This is a genomic window from Streptomyces stoeckheimensis (genome assembly GCF_045822005.1).
Lineage (GTDB): Bacteria > Actinomycetota > Actinomycetes > Streptomycetales > Streptomycetaceae > Streptomyces > Streptomyces stoeckheimensis.
The window spans coordinates 2561079-2576745 of record NZ_CP169550.1; the positions used below are offsets into that span (position 1 = coordinate 2561079).

General features: G+C 70.5%; 9 protein-coding genes. 1 reads left to right on the forward strand and 8 read right to left on the reverse strand.

Annotated elements, in window-relative coordinates:
- Positions 1-25: 25 nt before the first annotated feature.
- Positions 26-793, forward strand: coding sequence for an SDR family NAD(P)-dependent oxidoreductase (locus ACE1OC_RS11535; protein WP_407836961.1), 768 nt, complete (start codon positions 26-28; stop codon positions 791-793).
- 744 nt (positions 794-1537) lie between these two features.
- Here the strand turns inward: ACE1OC_RS11535 and ACE1OC_RS11540 are convergent.
- From ACE1OC_RS11540 to ACE1OC_RS11575, 8 genes are all read right to left on the reverse strand, one after another.
- On the reverse strand, positions 1538-1918 hold the full coding sequence (locus tag ACE1OC_RS11540) for a helix-turn-helix domain-containing protein (RefSeq protein ID WP_112451800.1): 381 nt from the start codon (positions 1916-1918) through the stop codon (positions 1538-1540).
- Positions 1919-2027: 109 nt separating this feature from the next.
- Positions 2028-2582, reverse strand: a complete 555-nt coding sequence (locus ACE1OC_RS11545; RefSeq protein ID WP_407836962.1) for a CinA family protein — start codon at positions 2580-2582, stop codon at positions 2028-2030.
- 47 nt (positions 2583-2629) lie between these two features.
- Entirely contained in the window at positions 2630-3286 is a 657-nt protein-coding gene (pgsA, locus tag ACE1OC_RS11550) for a CDP-diacylglycerol--glycerol-3-phosphate 3-phosphatidyltransferase (RefSeq protein WP_250751772.1), read from the reverse strand.
- Positions 3283-4791, reverse strand: coding sequence for a 30S ribosomal protein S12 methylthiotransferase RimO (gene rimO / locus ACE1OC_RS11555; RefSeq protein WP_407836963.1), 1509 nt, complete (start codon positions 4789-4791; stop codon positions 3283-3285). The genes pgsA and rimO overlap by 4 nt, the downstream gene beginning before the upstream one ends.
- 126 nt (positions 4792-4917) lie before the next feature.
- Positions 4918-5814: a helix-turn-helix domain-containing protein gene (locus tag ACE1OC_RS11560; RefSeq protein WP_250751758.1), complete on the reverse strand. Its 897-nt coding sequence runs from the start codon at positions 5812-5814 to the stop codon at positions 4918-4920.
- A gap of 203 nt (positions 5815-6017) precedes the next feature.
- Complete coding sequence (locus ACE1OC_RS11565; RefSeq protein ID WP_407836964.1) at positions 6018-8831, reverse strand: FtsK/SpoIIIE family DNA translocase; 2814 nt, start codon at positions 8829-8831, stop codon at positions 6018-6020.
- Between the two features lie 217 nt (positions 8832-9048).
- Complete coding sequence (locus ACE1OC_RS11570; RefSeq protein WP_407836965.1) at positions 9049-9735, reverse strand: response regulator; 687 nt, start codon at positions 9733-9735, stop codon at positions 9049-9051.
- A 229-nt stretch (positions 9736-9964) separates the two neighbouring features.
- Positions 9965-15475, reverse strand: a complete 5511-nt coding sequence (locus tag ACE1OC_RS11575) for a HAMP domain-containing protein (RefSeq protein ID WP_407841536.1) — start codon at positions 15473-15475, stop codon at positions 9965-9967.
- Positions 15476-15667 lie beyond the last annotated feature (192 nt).

Genomic DNA, 15667 nt, shown 5'->3' on the forward strand with positions numbered 1-15667 from the left:
TCAGATCCGGTCGTACCGTCCCCGCATGCCTACACCCAGCGCGTACGAACTCACCGGCCGCACCGCTCTGATCACCGGCGCCGCCAGCGGCATCGGCCGGGCCACCGCCGTACTCCTCGCCGAGGCCGGAGCCGCCGTGCACTGCGCGGACCGCGATGCCCACGGCCTCCAGGAGACGGTCGAACTGATCACCAAGGCCGGCGGCCGGGCCACAGCCCACCCCCTGGACGTGACCGACCGCGCCGCGATCAAGGCGGCGATCGCACAGGCCGGCCCGCTCGACATCACCGCCGCGATCGCCGGGGTCATGCACAGCAGCAGCGTCCTGGAGACGTCCGACGAGGACCTCGACCGGGTCCTGGACATCAACTTCAAGGGGGTGCTGCACACCTGCCAGGAGGCGGCCCGCGCCATGATCGCGGCCGGCCGGCCCGGTTCGATCATCACCATGGCCTCCGGCGCCGTGGACGCCGCCCAGCCCGGTCTGCTCTGCTACAGCGCCGCCAAGGCCGCCGTCGTCCAGCTGACCAAGACCCTCGCCACCGAGGCCGGCCCGCACGGCATCCGCGTCAACGCGGTCGCGCCCGGCTGGATCCGCACCCCGATGACCGGCCGGCACAGCCCCGAGGTCCAGGAGCAGACGGAAGCGATGATGACGCGGATGTCCCCGCTACGCCGCGTGGGCGAGCCCGAGGACATAGCCCAGGCAGTGCTCTACCTCGCCTCGGACGCCTCTTCCTTCATGACGGGCCAGATCCTTCGCCCGAACGGAGGAGTCTCCATGCCTTGGTAATGAACCACCCGCCGCCCGTCACCCGACGGTCAGGCCCAAGATCACCAAGCCCCGGACGACCCGCCACCCGGCTCCCCACCCCCGGACGGCACCGCCCCCGGCTCCCCGACCGCCACCGATCCGGCACCGGCCCGCTCCCCGCCGTTGCCCGCGGCTCCGCCGCCGCCCCCGGCTCCCCCGTCGCGAAGACCACCTGCCGCACCACGACCACCTGCCGCACCACGACCATCCGCCGACCCACGACCACCCGCCGCCCCACGGCGACGACGTCCGCCCACCGGCCCCGGCACACAGTGCACCGGCAGCAGCCCCAGCCCCCACCCCCCGACGGCGACCGCACCCTCCACCGGCCCGACCTCGCCCGGCGCCAGCACGAGCCGCAGCACGGCCCACCACCACAGGACGCCCACCGACAGCGCGAGGGCCAGACCCACGGGTATACCCAGCAACCGCCGCACGGCCACCTCCAGGGGCCGGAGACCCGAACGGGCCCATCCTCCCGCACCCCGCCCCCACCCGCACCCCCTCGCGCCGCCACGGGAACGGCACCCTGCACCCACCGGAACGGCACCCGCGCCCGCGCCCGTGCCCGCACCGGAACCACCCGCACCCGGAACGGCAAGAAGCCCCGCCCGGCACCCAAGGGCACCGGCCGGGGCTCCGGCCACACTCATACGCTCAGCACGCACGCACACGCACACGCACACTCACGGACACGCACGCAGGCATTCGCTCACGCACGCATCACGCGGCTACGACATTCACCGCTTCCACGGGTGCCTTGATGGTCACCCGTTCCGGGCCACCCGTGACCGAGGCCACGGATACCGAATTGAGCATCGGGCGGACCGGTGCGGACACTGGTTCGCTCGCCGCGGCGGACTGAGCCAGCTCGGCGAGCGAAAGCTCGTCGCTGACTTCCCGCATCAGCTCTGACATCCGTACGTCAAGCGCGTCGCAGATCGCGGAGAGCAGCTCGGAAGATGCCTCCTTCTGCCCCCGCTCCACCTCGGAGAGATAGCCGAGCGAAACTCGGGCGGACGAGGAGACTTCGCGCAGAGTACGGCCCTGGCGCTGGCGCTGCCGACGCAGCACGTCACCCAGCAGGCGACGGAGCAGAATCATCGGTGGCTCCCTCCTCTGACCGTGTAGCCGTAACCTTCACGCCCCACCGTACCGCCTCGCGCGGCGGCCGTGCGGGGAGCGATGTCGTGTTCACTCAGGGCTGCAAACATCAAATCCCCCCGTCCTGTTCCGTATCCTGCCCCCGCAGATTCTCGCGGAGTTCGCTCGCGAGCAGCTCGAGCACTGTCCGTGCACTCTCCCTACGGATTTCCGCGCGGGAGCCTTTCAACCTCAGCCGGGCCGTTTTCCTGCCCCCGGGACCCGCGACGGCGATGAAAACGGTGCCCACCGGCTGCCCGTCCTGCGGTTCCGGACCGGCCACCCCGGTGGTCGCGATGCCCCAGGAGGCGCCGAGCACACGACGCACTCCGGCCGCCATCTCCTCCGCGACCTGCGGGTTCACCGCACCTTCGGCCTCGAGCAGCCCGGCGTCCACGCCCAGCACCCGGTGCTTCAGCTCGGTCGCGTACGCCGTGACCGACCCGCGGAAAGACTTGGAGGCGCCGGGGACGGCCGTGAGCTCCGCGGCGACCATGCCGCCGGTCAGTGACTCCGCGACCGCAACCGTATCGTTACTCTCCGCAAGGAGTCTCAGTACCTCGGCCGCAACCACCCCACCGGCCCCGGCGGACCCGGCCGCATTCCGCAGCGCTTCACCGGTCACCGAAGATCCACCCGTCTCTTGCGGCCCCGCGCCATCCCCCGGCAGGTTCACCGCGCGGCACGCTCCGCGGCGAGCCCCTTGCGCCGGAGCACGACGGCCTGCCGGATGTAGTCCAATCCGGTGACGACGGTCAGGACGACGGCGACCGCCATCACCCAGAACCGCAGGGTCGCCAGCGGCCCGGTCAGCGCGAGCACGTACATGCCCACGGCCGTGCCCTGGGCCAGGGTCTTCAGCTTCCCGCCCCGGCTCGCCGGAATCACTCCGTACCTGATGACCCAGAAACGCATGAGCGTGATCCCGAGTTCCCGGCCCAGGATCACCCCGGTGACCCACCAGGGCAGATCGCCGAGCCAGGACAGACACACCAATGCCGACCCCATGATCGCCTTGTCGGCGATGGGGTCGGCGATCTTGCCGAAGTCGGTGACCAGGTTGTACGTACGGGCCAGATGCCCGTCGAAGATGTCGGTGATCATGGCGACGGCGAACGCCGCCCACGCCAGCGCCCGCCAGACGGGGTCGTAGCCCCCGTCGGCGAGCAGCAGCATCACGAATCCCGGCACCAGGACCAGCCGGATCATCGTCAGGATGTTGGCGATGTTCCACAGGCTGGCCTGATTGACCGCCGCGGCGCCCAGCTTCGCGCCGGGCGCGGGCCGGCGGCCGGTCCCGCCCGCCGCAGATGCCGGGGCTCCGGTCATCCGGCCGCCTCCTCAAGATCCACGCCCAGGGGCTCCGCCACGAGGTCCACACCCAGGGTGCCGACCACCTTCGCGGTGACGATACGCCCCGGGACCAGGCCCGCGCCGTCGGTGAAGACGACCTGGCCGTCGGTCTCGGGCGCCTGGTGGGCCGCTCGCCCGTAGGCGCCCTCGCCGTCCTCCGCCTCGTCGATCGGGACGACCGTCTCGACGAGTACCTCCAGCGTCTCTCCGATCCGCTCCTCCGCGCGCTGCGAGGTGAGCTCCTCGGCGAGGCGCTGCATGTGGGCGAGGCGCTCGGCGATGGTGTCGGCGTCCAGCTTGTTCTCGTAGGTGACGGCCTCGGTGCCGTCCTCGTCGGAGTAGCCGAAGACGCCGATGGCGTCGAGCCGCGCGCTGGTGAGGAAGCGCTCCAGCTCGGCGAAGTCGGACTCCTTCTCGCCGGGGAAGCCGACGATGAAGTTGGACCGGACGCCGGCCGTCGGGGCCTTGCTGCGGATGGTGTCCAGCAGCTCCAGGAAGCGGTCGGTGTCACCGAAGCGGCGCATGGCGCGCAGCACGTCGGGGGCCGAGTGCTGGAAGGAGAGGTCGAAGTACGGGACGACCTTGGGGGTCGAGGTGAGTACGTCGATCAGGCCGGGCCGCATCTCGGCGGGCTGGAGGTAGCTGACGCGGACGCGCTCGATGCCGTCCACCTCGGCCAGCTCGGGCAGCAGGGTCTCCAGCAGGCGGATGTCGCCCAGGTCCTTGCCGTACGAGGTGTTGTTCTCGGAGACCAGCATGATCTCCTTGACGCCCTGCTCCGCGAGCCAGCGCGTCTCGCCCAGCACGTCGCTGGGGCGGCGGGAGATGAAGGAGCCGCGGAAGGACGGGATGGCGCAGAAGGAGCAGCGCCGGTCGCAGCCGGAGGCGAGCTTGACCGAGGCGACCGGGCTCTTGTCCAGGCGGCGGCGCAGCGGCGCACGCGGACCGGAGGCGGGCGCGACGCCCTCAGGCAGGTCCGCGGGGGCGGCTGCCGGCTCCTCGACGGGCGTCGACTGGGCGTGGCCGGGGAGCGCCACGTCGGCGTCCTGGCGCTGGGCCGGGCTGATCGGCAGCAGCTTGCGCCGGTCGCGCGGGGTGTGGGAGGCGTGGATGCCGCCGTTGAGGATGGTCTGGAGGCGGTCGGAGATGTCGGCGTAGTCGTCGAAGCCGAGTACTCCGTCGGCCTCGGGGAGCGCTTCGGCGAGTTCCTTGCCGTAGCGCTCGGCCATACAGCCGACGGCTACGACGGCCTGCGTGCGGCCGTGATCCTTGAGATCGTTGGCCTCCAGCAGGGCGTCTACGGAGTCCTTTTTGGCGGCTTCGACAAAGCCGCAGGTGTTGACGACGGCTACGTCCGCATCGGCGGCGTCCTCGACGAGCTCCCAGCCATCCGCCGCCAAGCGGCCTGCGAGCTCCTCCGAGTCCACCTCGTTACGGGCGCAGCCAAGAGTGACAAGGGCGACGGTACGGCGTTCGGGCATGGACTCAAGACTACTTCGTCCCGGCACCGGCCCCCGCCTCCCGTCCCGGACGACAAGATCCCCGGGGTGCGGCGCGCCACCCCGAGGATCCGGAACGTTCTATTCCCTGCTGGTCAGCCCTGCTGGTCAGCCCGCCTGGGCCTGGCCCTGACGGGGGTCGTCCTTGGTGTATGTGAGACGTTCCACCTGTCCGGGCTGGAACTCGTCCTTGATCTCCTTGCCGTTCACGAAGAGCTTCACGACCCCGGCATCGCCGAGCACCAGGTCGATGGACTCCTTGTCCGTGAACGTCTTCGACTGACCCTGTTCGAGGGTGCCGTCGAAGAGGAGCCGGCCGCTGTGGTCCTTGGCCGAGATCCAGCTCTCGCCGTCGTTGGCCGTCAGGACGACCGTGACGAGGTCCTTGGGCGCGGCGGCGATGGCGCTGTCCGAGGGCTCCGGCTTGGGAGCCGTGGGCGCCGGCGGCGCCTGGACCGACGGCTTGGACGCGTTGGGGGTGGGTGCGGGCTTCGGGGCGGCGGAACCTTCCGCCACCGGCCGCTTGGTCTTCTCGTCGGCGCCGCCGAAGGCCGTGAAGCCGACGAAGCCGATCACGGCGACGATGGCGGCGACCATGGCGGCGGTCCAATTGGGCCGCTGCCGTTCGGGGCGGATCCGCTCGGCTTCGAACATCGGCGCGGCGGGGGTGGGTGCCGGCCGGCCGCCGTGGGCCGCGTCGTAGCTGTCGATCAGGGGTTCCGGATCGAGTCGTACGGCACGGGCGAGCGTACGGATGTGGCCGCGGGCATAGACGTCGCCGCCGCAGCGCGTGAAATCGTCGGATTCGATCGCGTGCACGATCGGAATGCGCACGCGGGTGGTGGAACTGACCTCGTCGACAGTCAGCCCGGCGGCGATCCGGGCCTTCTTGAGGGCCGTCCCGATGGACGGCTCTTCGACGGAACGTTCGACGAGGCGGTCCTCGGACCGGTCGTCGGTCGAAGGCCGCTCTTCTTCGGGGGAGTTGGCGTTGCCGATGGACACGAGGGCGCCTTTCGAGCGTGTAGCCACCTGCTGGAAGTCCAGTCTAGGGGGGTGACGAAAGGGTGGAGCAACCGGAGGGGCACCTCCCTACGCCATACGAATGGCCAAGGGGCTCCCGCCCGGTGCGGCGGCCCGGAACGGACCGCCACTCCCTCAACTAGACACACGACCGGGGGAAACGGTTGCCCCCGATCCTTTGCCCGTTACTCGGAAGTCTCCCCGCGGATCACGGCGAGCACGCCGTCGAGCTCGTCGGCCTTCAGCAGCACGTCGCGCGCCTTCGACCCCTCGCTCGGTCCGACGATCCCCCGGGACTCCATCAGGTCCATCAGTCGCCCGGCCTTCGCGAACCCGACCCGCAGCTTGCGCTGGAGCATCGAGGTGGACCCGAACTGCGTGGAGACCACCAGCTCGGCCGCCTGGCACAGCAGGTCGAGGTCGTCGCCGATCTCCTCGTCGATCTCCTTCTTCTGCTTCTGCCCGACGGTGACGTCGTTGCGGAAGACCGGGGCCATCTGGTCCTTGCAGTGCTGCACGATCCCGGCGATCTCGTCCTCGGTGACGAAGGCGCCCTGGAGCCGCACCGGCTTGTTCGCACCCATGGGCAGGAACAGCCCGTCGCCTTTGCCGATGAGCTTCTCCGCACCCGGCTGGTCGAGGATGACCCGGCTGTCGGCGAGCGAGGAGGTCGCGAAGGCGAGCCGCGAGGGCACGTTCGCCTTGATCAGACCGGTCACCACGTCCACCGAGGGCCGCTGGGTCGCGAGCACCAGGTGGATGCCGGCCGCGCGGGCCAGCTGGGTGATGCGGACGATCGAGTCCTCCACGTCGCGCGGGGCCACCATCATCAGGTCGGCGAGCTCGTCGACGATCACCAGCAGGTACGGGTACGGGCTGAGCTCCCGCTCGCTGCCCGGCGGCAGTTTGATCTTGCCGTCGCGGATCGCCTGGTTGAAGTCGTCGATGTGCCGGTAGCCGAAGGCGGCCAGGTCGTCGTAGCGCAGGTCCATCTCGCGCACGACCCACTGCAGCGCCTCGGCGGCCCGCTTGGGGTTGGTGATGATCGGCGTGATCAGGTGCGGGATGCCCTCGTACGCCGTCAGCTCCACCCGCTTGGGGTCCACGAGCACCATCCGGACGTCCTCCGGCGTGGCCCGCACCATCACCGAGGTGATCAGGCAGTTGATGCAGGAGGACTTTCCGGAACCGGTGGCTCCGGCGACCAGGACGTGCGGCATCTTCGCCAGGTTGGCCATGACGTAGCCGCCCTCGACGTCCTTGCCGAGCGCCACCAGCATCGGGTGGTCGTCCTCGGCGGCGTCCGCCAGCCGCAGGACGTCCCCCAGGTTGACCATCTCGCGGTCGGTGTTCGGGATCTCGATGCCGACCGCCGACTTGCCCGGAATCGGACTGATGATGCGCACGTCGGGCGAGGCCACGGCGTAGGCGATGTTCTTCGCCAGCGCCGTGATCCGCTCGACCTTCACGGCCGGGCCGAGCTCCACCTCGTAGCGGGTCACCGTCGGGCCCCGGGTGAAACCGGTGACCTTCGCGTCGACCTTGAACTCCATGAACACGTTCGTCAGCGAGGCCACGACCGCGTCGTTCGCGGCGCTGCGGGTCTTGCCCGGGCCGCCCTTCTCCAGCAGGTCCAGCGAGGGCAGGGAGTACGTGATGTCCCCGCGCAGCTGGAGCTGCTCCGCGCGGGGCGGCAGCGCCTGGGTCGGGGGCGGGGTCTTGGTCAGGTCGGGAACGGACAGCGTCCCGGAGGCCGCCGCCGTGGTGTCGTGCGGCGGGGCCGCGGCATCGACGGGCTTCTCCTCGCGGGCGGCCTTCTCCTCGCGGGACGGCCCCTCCTCCCGGGCCGCCGGAACCGGAGCGGTGATCTCCGAACCTTCGCGACCTTCGCGCTCCACCGAGATGCCCTGGGTGAGGTCGGCGACCAGCGGGGAGGGCGGCATCCCGCCGTACACCACCCCGTCCAGCGCGGCGGCCGCCGCCGCGGCCACGTCGACGGCGTCCATCCCGCGGTCCATGGGCCGGCCCGCGGCCCGCCGGGGGCGCCGCCGCCGGGCGAGCGCCTCCTCCTCGGCGGCCTCCGCCGGGTCTCCCGGCCCGCCGGCGCCGGAGCGGGCCCGCCACTGCTCGGCATCGTGCCGGTCCGCGGCGGCCGAGGCCGCGCTCGCGGAGTCCCCGTACTCGGCGTACTCGGCGTCGTGTTCGTTCGGAGCGATGACCCCGAGGCGGATCCCCGCGCTCCGCAGCCGCTGCGGGATCGCGTTGACGGGGGTCGCGGTCACCACCAGCAGCCCGAACACGGTGAGCAGCACCAGCATCGGCACGGCCAGCGGCGCACCCATGGTGAAGATCAGCGGCTTCGAGGCGCCCCAGCCGATCAGCCCTCCGGCGTTCTGCATGGCGGTGGTGCCCTCGTCCCGCCCGGGGGCTCCGCAGGCGATGTGCACGAGCCCCAGGACTCCGACGACCAGCGCCGACAGCCCGATGCCGATGCGGCCGTTGGCGTCGGCCTGTTCGGGATGGCGGATGAAACGTACCGCCATGACGCCGAGCAGGACCGGCACGAGCAGGTCGAGCCGCCCGAAGGCGCCGGTGACCAGCATGGTCACCAGGTCCCCGACGGGCCCGCTCAGGTTCGACCAGGTCCCGGCGGCGACGATCAGCGCGAGCGCGAGCAGCAGCAGGGCGAGGCCGTCCTTGCGGTGGGCCGGGTCGAGGTTCTTCGCCCCCTGCCCGATGCCGCGGAAGATCGCGCCGACCGCGTGCGCGATGCCGAGCCAGAAGGCCCGCACCAGCCGCAGGACTCCCCCGGTGGGGGACGGCGCGGGCTTCGGCGCGACCTTCTTGACGGGGCCGCGCTTGGCGGCGGGCGCCGCCTTCTTGGCGGGCGGCTTGCGGGCTGGGGCAGCCTTCTTCGCCGGCGCCGTCGTACGGCCGGTGCGGCCCTTCGCGGTGCCCGCCGTGCTCTGGGAACCCTTACCGGACGTACTTGAGGCCATGCGACCGAGGTTACCGGTGCGCGCGCCGGTGGACACGCGTGCCCACCCCTTCACCCGTTCGTGTCGTTCCGGGTCTCGGGTGGGAGACGCCCGCGGGCTCGGCCCGTACCGACGGCCCGCCCTGACGTTCCGCCAGACCTGACGGCCCGCCAAACGGGCCCGCACGCGTCCCTCCCGGGTCACGAGCGGGCTCGGCAGCCTCACCCAGCCGCGAACCTCAGCCGTGAGCGGGCAGCACGGGAGCCCCGCCGCCCGTCCCCGGCTCCAGCGCGTCGAGCGCCCGCCGCAGCCCGGTGAGCTTGCGCTCCAGGTGCGCCGCGGTGGCCACCACTGAGGGATCGGCCGCTTCTTCGCCGAGCTGCTTGGTCAGCGCCTCCGCCTGCTCCTCCACCGCGGCGAGCCGCGCGGAGAGCTCGGCCAGCAGGCCGGCCGTCTCCTTGGAGCCGTCCACCGCGCCGGTGGAGCCGCCGCCCTCCAGCTGGAGCCTCAGCAGCGCCGCCTGCTCGCGCAGTTGGCAGTTCTTCGTATACAGCTCGACGAACACCGAGACCTTGGCCCGCAGCACCCACGGGTCGAAGGGCTTGGAGATGTAGTCCACCGCGCCCGCCGCGTACCCGCGGAAGGTGTGGTGCGGACCGTGGTTGATCGCCGTGAGGAAGATGATCGGGATGTCCCGGGTCCGCTCCCGCCGCTTGATGTGCGCGGCCGTCTCGAACCCGTCCATGCCCGGCATCTGCACGTCGAGCAGGATGACCGCGAAGTCGTCCGTCAGCAGCGCCTTGAGCGCTTCCTCCCCTGACGACGCCCGGACCAGTGTCTGATCGAGCGCGGAGAGGATGGCCTCCAGCGCCAGCAGATTCTCCGGCCGGTCGTCGACCAGGAGGATCTTGGCCTTCTGCACCATGCCCTGTCCTCCTCGCCCCGGCATGGGGCCTCCCCGGCTCCTGGCTCCGGCCTGTGCGCCGGGCCCCGCCCCAGAGGACGGCATCCTTGCGCCGTCCGTCCTTGTGCCGGTCATCGTAGCCCCAGTCCCGAGATCGCCACACCCTGTCACCAAGATGTCACAGCGCACGAAGCGGAAACGTGGTGGAAGGGCAGAAGGTTCCCTCGGGAGTCCCCCTCCGCCCGACCGATCACGCCCCGGCCCCGCGCATGTGCCCTTCCATGACCGACAGTAGATAGTCGGGCTCCACCGGCTTGGTCACGTAGTCCGAGGCACCGGACTCGATCGCCTTCTCCCGGTCGCCCTTCATGGCCTTCGCCGTCAGCGCGATGATCGGCAGCCCCTCGAACTGGGGCATCCGCCGGATCGCCGAGGTCGTCGCGTACCCGTCCATCTCCGGCATCATGATGTCCATCAGCACGAGCGCCACGTCGTCGTGCTGTTCCAGGACCTCGATGCCCTCCCGGCCGTTCTCCGCGTACAGCACCGCCAGACCGTGCTGTTCCAGCACGCTGGTCAGCGCGAAGACGTTGCGCACGTCGTCGTCCACGATCAGCACCCGCTCGCCGTGGAAGTCGTACGTCCGCGGCGCCGTGGGCAGCGGCTCCTCGACGGACCACGCCTCCGCGTCGCCCTGCCCGGGCACTTCCGCCCGCAGTGGCGGCTCGGCCATCGCCTTGCGGCGCCGCCGGAACAGCGCCGAAGACCCCTGCCCGACCGGTTCCCCGGCCCGCGGCAGTGCCATCGGCCCCATGGACGCTACGGGGCCCTGCGCCACCGGCGCCGCCGGCAGTTCGGGCCGCGCCTCCTCGGCGGCAGGGCGGCGGTACAGCTCCCCGCGCGCCCCGCCGGGCGTCGGCGGCGCGTACCCCTGCGGGGGCAGCTCGCTCGGGTGCAGCGGCAGGTACAGCGTGAAGGTCGACCCGCGCCCGGGCTCGCTCGCCGCGTGGATCTCCCCGCCCAACAGCCGGGCGATCTCCCGGCTGATGGACAGTCCGAGGCCGGTGCCGCCGTACTTGCGGCTGGTGGTCCCGTCGGCCTGCTTGAACGCCTCGAAGATCACCAGCATCTTGCTCGCGGCGATCCCGATCCCGGTGTCGGTCACCGAGAAGGCGATCAGGTCGGCGTCGGCCTCCCGCAGCGAACCGGCCTCGAGGAGCTGCTCGCGGATCGCGATGGGCACATCGGCCCCGGCGGGCCGGATCACCAGCTCCACCGCCCCGGTGTCGGTGAACTTCACCGCGTTCGACAGCAGGTTGCGCAGCACCTGGAGCAGCCGCTGCTCGTCGGTGTGCAGGGTGGCGGGGAGCTCCGGGGAGACCCGTACCGAGAAGTCGAGCCCCTTCTCCGCGGTCAGCGGCCGGAAGGTGGCCTCCACGTAGTCGACGAGCTGGACCAGCGCGATCCGCGTCGGGGAGACGTCCATCTTCCCGGCCTCGACCTTCGACAGGTCGAGGATGTCGTTGATCAGCTGGAGCAGGTCGGAGCCGGCCCCGTGGATGGTCTCGGCGAACTCCACCTGCTTCGGCGAGAGGTTCTCGTCCGCGTTGTCGGCGAGCAGCTTGGCCAGGATCAGCAGGGAGTTGAGCGGGGTCCGCAGCTCGTGGGACATGTTCGCCAGGAACTCGCTCTTGTACCGCATCGAGACCGCGAGCTGCTCGGCGCGCTCCTCCAGGACCTGCCGGGCCTCCTCGATCTCGGTGTTCTTCACCTCGATGTCCCGGTTCTGCTGGGCCAGCAGCTCGGCCTTCTCCTCCAGCTCGGCGTTGGCCGCCTGCAGGGCCTTCTGCCGGTTCTCCAGCTCGTCGGAGCGCTCGCGCAGCTGCTCGGTCATCTCCTGCGACTGCTTGAGCAGCATCTCCGTCTTGGAGTTGACGGAGATGGTGTTGACGCTCGTACCGATCATCTCGGCGATCTGGCTGAGGAAATCCTTCTGGATCTGCGTGAAGGGCTGGAAGGAGGCCAGCTCGATGACGCCGAGCACCTTCCCCTCGAAGAGCACCGGCAGCACGATCACGTGCGCGGGCGGTGCCTCGCCGAGCCCTGAGGAGATCTTCAGGTAGCCGGGCGGGGTGTTCTCGATGAGCACCATCCGCTTCTCCTCGGCGACCATCCCGATCAGCCCCTCGCCCGGCCGGAAGGAGATGGGCATCTGCCCGCCGGCGTACGCGTAACTCCCTCGCATCCGCAGCTCGTACGAGCCGTCCGCGCCCCCGTCGGTCCCGATCTCGGTGGTCCCCCCGGTCGGCAGCGCCAGGAAGAACGCCCCGTGCTGCGCGGAGACCACCGGCGTCAGCTCGCTCATGATCAGCGAGGCCACGTCGTCCAGCTCGCGGCGGCCCTGCATCAGGGCGGAGATGCGGGCGAGGTTGCCCTTGAGCCAGTCCTGCTCCTTGTTGGCCAAGGTGGTGTCGCGCAGGTTGGCGATCATCGTGTTGAGGTTGTCCTGGAGGACCTGGATCTCGCCGGCGGCGTCCACGTCGATCTTCAGGTTGAGGTCGCCCCGGGTCACCGCGGTGGCCACGGCCGCGATGGCGCGCACCTGCCGGGTGAGGTTCCCGGCCATCTCGTTCACGGACTCGGTCAGGTCCCGCCAGGTGCCGTCCACGTCCCGGACCCGCGCCTGGCCGCCGAGGATGCCCTCCGTACCCACCTCGCGGGCCACACGGGTCACCTGGTCGGCGAAGGAGGACAGCTGGTCGACCATCGTGTTGATCGTGGTCTTGAGCTCCAGGATCTCCCCGCGCGCATCGATGTCGATCTTCTTGGTCATGTCGCCCTTGGCGATGGCGGTCGTGACCATGGCGATCTGCCGCACCTGGCCGGTGAGGTTGGAGGCCATGAAGTTCACCGAGTCGGTGAGGTCCTTCCAGGTCCCGGAGACCCCGGGCACGTGCGCCTGGCCGCCGAGCCGGCCTTCCGTGCCCACCTCGCGGGCCACGCGCGTGACCTCGTCGGCGAAGGAGGACAGGGTCTTGACCATCGTGTTGACGGTGTCGGCGAGCTGCGCGACCTCGCCGCGCGCCTCGACGGTGACCGTCTTGGTCAGGTCGCCGTTGGCCACCGCGGTCGACACCTGCGCGATCCCGCGCACCTGGGCCGTCAGATTGCCGGCCATCGTGTTGACGTTGTCGCTGAGGTCCTTCCAGATGCCGGTGACCCCGCGCACCCGGGCCTGGCCGCCGAGGATGCCCTCGGTACCCACCTCGCGGGCCACCCGCGTCACCTGCTCGGCGAAGGAGGACAGCTGGTCCACCATCGTGTTCACCGTGGTGACGAGCTCCAGGATCTCGCCCTTGGCATCGACGGTGATCTTCTTGGAGAGGTCGCCCATGGCGACCGCCGTGGTCACCTCGGCGATGTTGCGCACCTGCGAGGTCAGGTTGTTCGCCATGAAATTGACGGACTGCGTGAGGTCCTTCCAGGTACCGGAGACCCCCTTCACCTCCGCCTGGCCGCCCAGGATGCCCTCGGTGCCCACCTCCCGGGCCACCCGGGTTACCTGCTCCGCGAAGTTCGAGAGCTGGTCCACCATCGTGTTGAGGGTGTTCTTCAGCTCCAGGATCTCGCCCCGGGCATCGACCTCGATCTTCTGCGACAGGTCGCCGCGCGCCACCGCGGTGGCCACCTGCGCGATGTTGCGGACCTGCGAGGTCAGGTTCCCGGCCATGCCGTTCACGGAGTCCGTCAGGTCGCGCCACACACCGGCCACACCGGGCACCTGCGCCTGACCGCCGAGCCGGCCCTCCGTACCCACGTCCCGGGCCACCCGGGTCACCTGCTCGGCGAAGGCCGAGAGCTGGTCGACCATCGTGTTGATGGTGTTCTTCAGCTCCAGGATCTCGCCTCGGGCGTCCACGTCGATCTTCTGGGAGAGGTCGCCGCGGGCCACCGCCGTGGTCACCTGGGCGATCTGGCGCACCTGGGAGGTCAGGTTCCCGGCCATGAAGTTGACGGAGTCGGTGAGCTCCTTCCAGGTGCCGGACACCCCCTCGACCCGCGCCTGGCCGCCGAGCCGGCCCTCCGTGCCCACGTCCCGCGCCATCCGCGTGACCTGGTCGGCGAAGGAGGACAGCTGGTCCACCATCGTGTTCACGGTGTTCTTCAGCTGCAGCATCTCGCCGGAGACGTCGACCGTGACCTTCTGCGACAGGTCGCCGTTGGCCACCGCCGTGGTCACCTGGGCGATGTTGCGGACCTGCCCGGTGAGGTTGCGGAAGGCGGTGTTCACCGAGTCGGTGAGGTCCTTCCACGTCCCGGCCGCGCCCGGCACCTGCGCCTGCCCGCCCAGCTCGCCCTCGACGCCGACCTCACGGGCCACCCGCGTCACTTCGGCACCAAAGGACTGGAGCTGGTCCACCATCGTGTTGACGGTGTTCTTCAACTCCAGCATTTCGCCGGCCACGTTCACGGTGACCTTCTGCGACAGATCGCCGTTGGCCACCGCCGTCGTCACGGTCGCGATGTCCCGCACCTGCGTGGTGAGGTTGCGGAAGACCGTGTTCACCGAGTCGGTGAGGTCCTTCCACGTACCCGCCGCGCCCGGCACCTGCGCCTGGCCACCGAGCGTTCCCTTGGCCCCGACCTCGCTGGCCACGCGCGTGACCTCGTCCGCGAAGGTCCGTAGCGTCTCGGTCATCTGGTTGATCGTTTCGGCCAGTTGCGCGACCTCGCCGCGCGCGCTGACCCGGACCTTCTGCGACAGGTCGCCGTTGGCCACCGCCGTGGTCACCTGCGCGATGCCGCGCACCTGGGCCGTCAGGTTGCCGGCCATGGTGTTGACGGAGTCGGTCAGGTCCTTCCACACGCCCGCGACCCCGGGCACCTTCGCCTGGCCGCCGAGCTCACCCTCCGTACCCACCTCGCGGGCCACGCGGGTCACCTCGGAGGAGAACGAGGACAGCTGGTCCACCATCGTGTTCACGGTGTTCTTCAGCTGGAGCATCTCGCCGGCCACGTGCACCGTGACCTTGCGCGACAGATCGCCCTTGGCCACCGCCGTCGTCACGAGAGCAATGTCACGCACCTGGGCGGTGAGCCGGTACGCCATCGTGTTGACGGAGTCGGTCAGATCCTTCCAGGATCCGGACATTCCGCGCACCTGCGCCTGGCCGCCGAGCTTGCCCTCGGTACCGACCTCCAGCGCCACCCGCGTCACCTCGTCGGTGAACGCGGAGAGCTGGTCGACCAGGTTGTTGACCGTCCGCCCGACCTTCAGGAACTCCCCGCGCAGCGGGTGCCCGGCACCCTCCGCGGCCTGGGTCCGCAGGTCCATGCGCTGGTCGAGATCGCCCTCGGCGACCGCCGACAGCACCCGGCCCACCTCGGACACCGGCCGGGCCAGGTCGTCCACCAGCTGGTTCGAGGCGTCGATCGCGGCCGCCCAGGAGCCCTCGCAGGCGCCTGTTTCCAGCCGTTCGCTGAGCTTGCCCTCGCGACCGACCATGCGCCGCACGCGGGACAGCTCCCCGGTCAGGTGGAGATTGCGGTCGGCGACCTCGTTGTATACGGCGGCGATCTCCGCCATCACCCCGTCGCCGGACACCGTCAGCCGCTTGCGGAAGTTACCGTCCCGCATCGACACCAAGGCCGTGAGCAGCCTGTTCAGGGCCGCGGTATCGACTTCCGTCGTCACGCCCCGCCGGGAGCGTCCTCCCTTCGGGCGCGTTCCCGTACGCCGCACCGCCGCGCCAGCCTCCACCGTGTCCCTCCCGAAGGGGTCGACCACTGTTCCACCGGGCATCTTGTTCATCAGACTGCGTCCACTTACGCCGTGCCCATCAACTGCGTGACTCCAAGCCTGCCCAGTGTTTCACCCCGGCCGAACCCGGCCATAACACTCCGGCACCATCGCACACCGGCCGCACCCTGCGGGTGGATTCCCAGACGACGG

Excerpts from the sequence above, each read along its gene's own strand:
- ACE1OC_RS11535 (WP_407836961.1), top strand. The coding sequence starts at position 26 with ATGCCTACACCCAGCGCGTACGAACTCACCGGCCGCACCGCTCTGATC.
- ACE1OC_RS11540 (WP_112451800.1), bottom strand. The coding sequence starts at position 1,918 with ATGATTCTGCTCCGTCGCCTGCTGGGTGACGTGCTGCGTCGGCAGCGC.
- pgsA (WP_250751772.1), bottom strand. The coding sequence starts at position 3,286 with ATGACCGGAGCCCCGGCATCTGCGGCGGGCGGGACCGGCCGCCGGCCC.
- rimO (WP_407836963.1), bottom strand. The coding sequence starts at position 4,791 with ATGCCCGAACGCCGTACCGTCGCCCTTGTCACTCTTGGCTGCGCCCGT.
- ACE1OC_RS11565 (WP_407836964.1), bottom strand. The coding sequence starts at position 8,831 with ATGGCCTCAAGTACGTCCGGTAAGGGTTCCCAGAGCACGGCGGGCACC.
- ACE1OC_RS11570 (WP_407836965.1), bottom strand. The coding sequence starts at position 9,735 with ATGGTGCAGAAGGCCAAGATCCTCCTGGTCGACGACCGGCCGGAGAAT.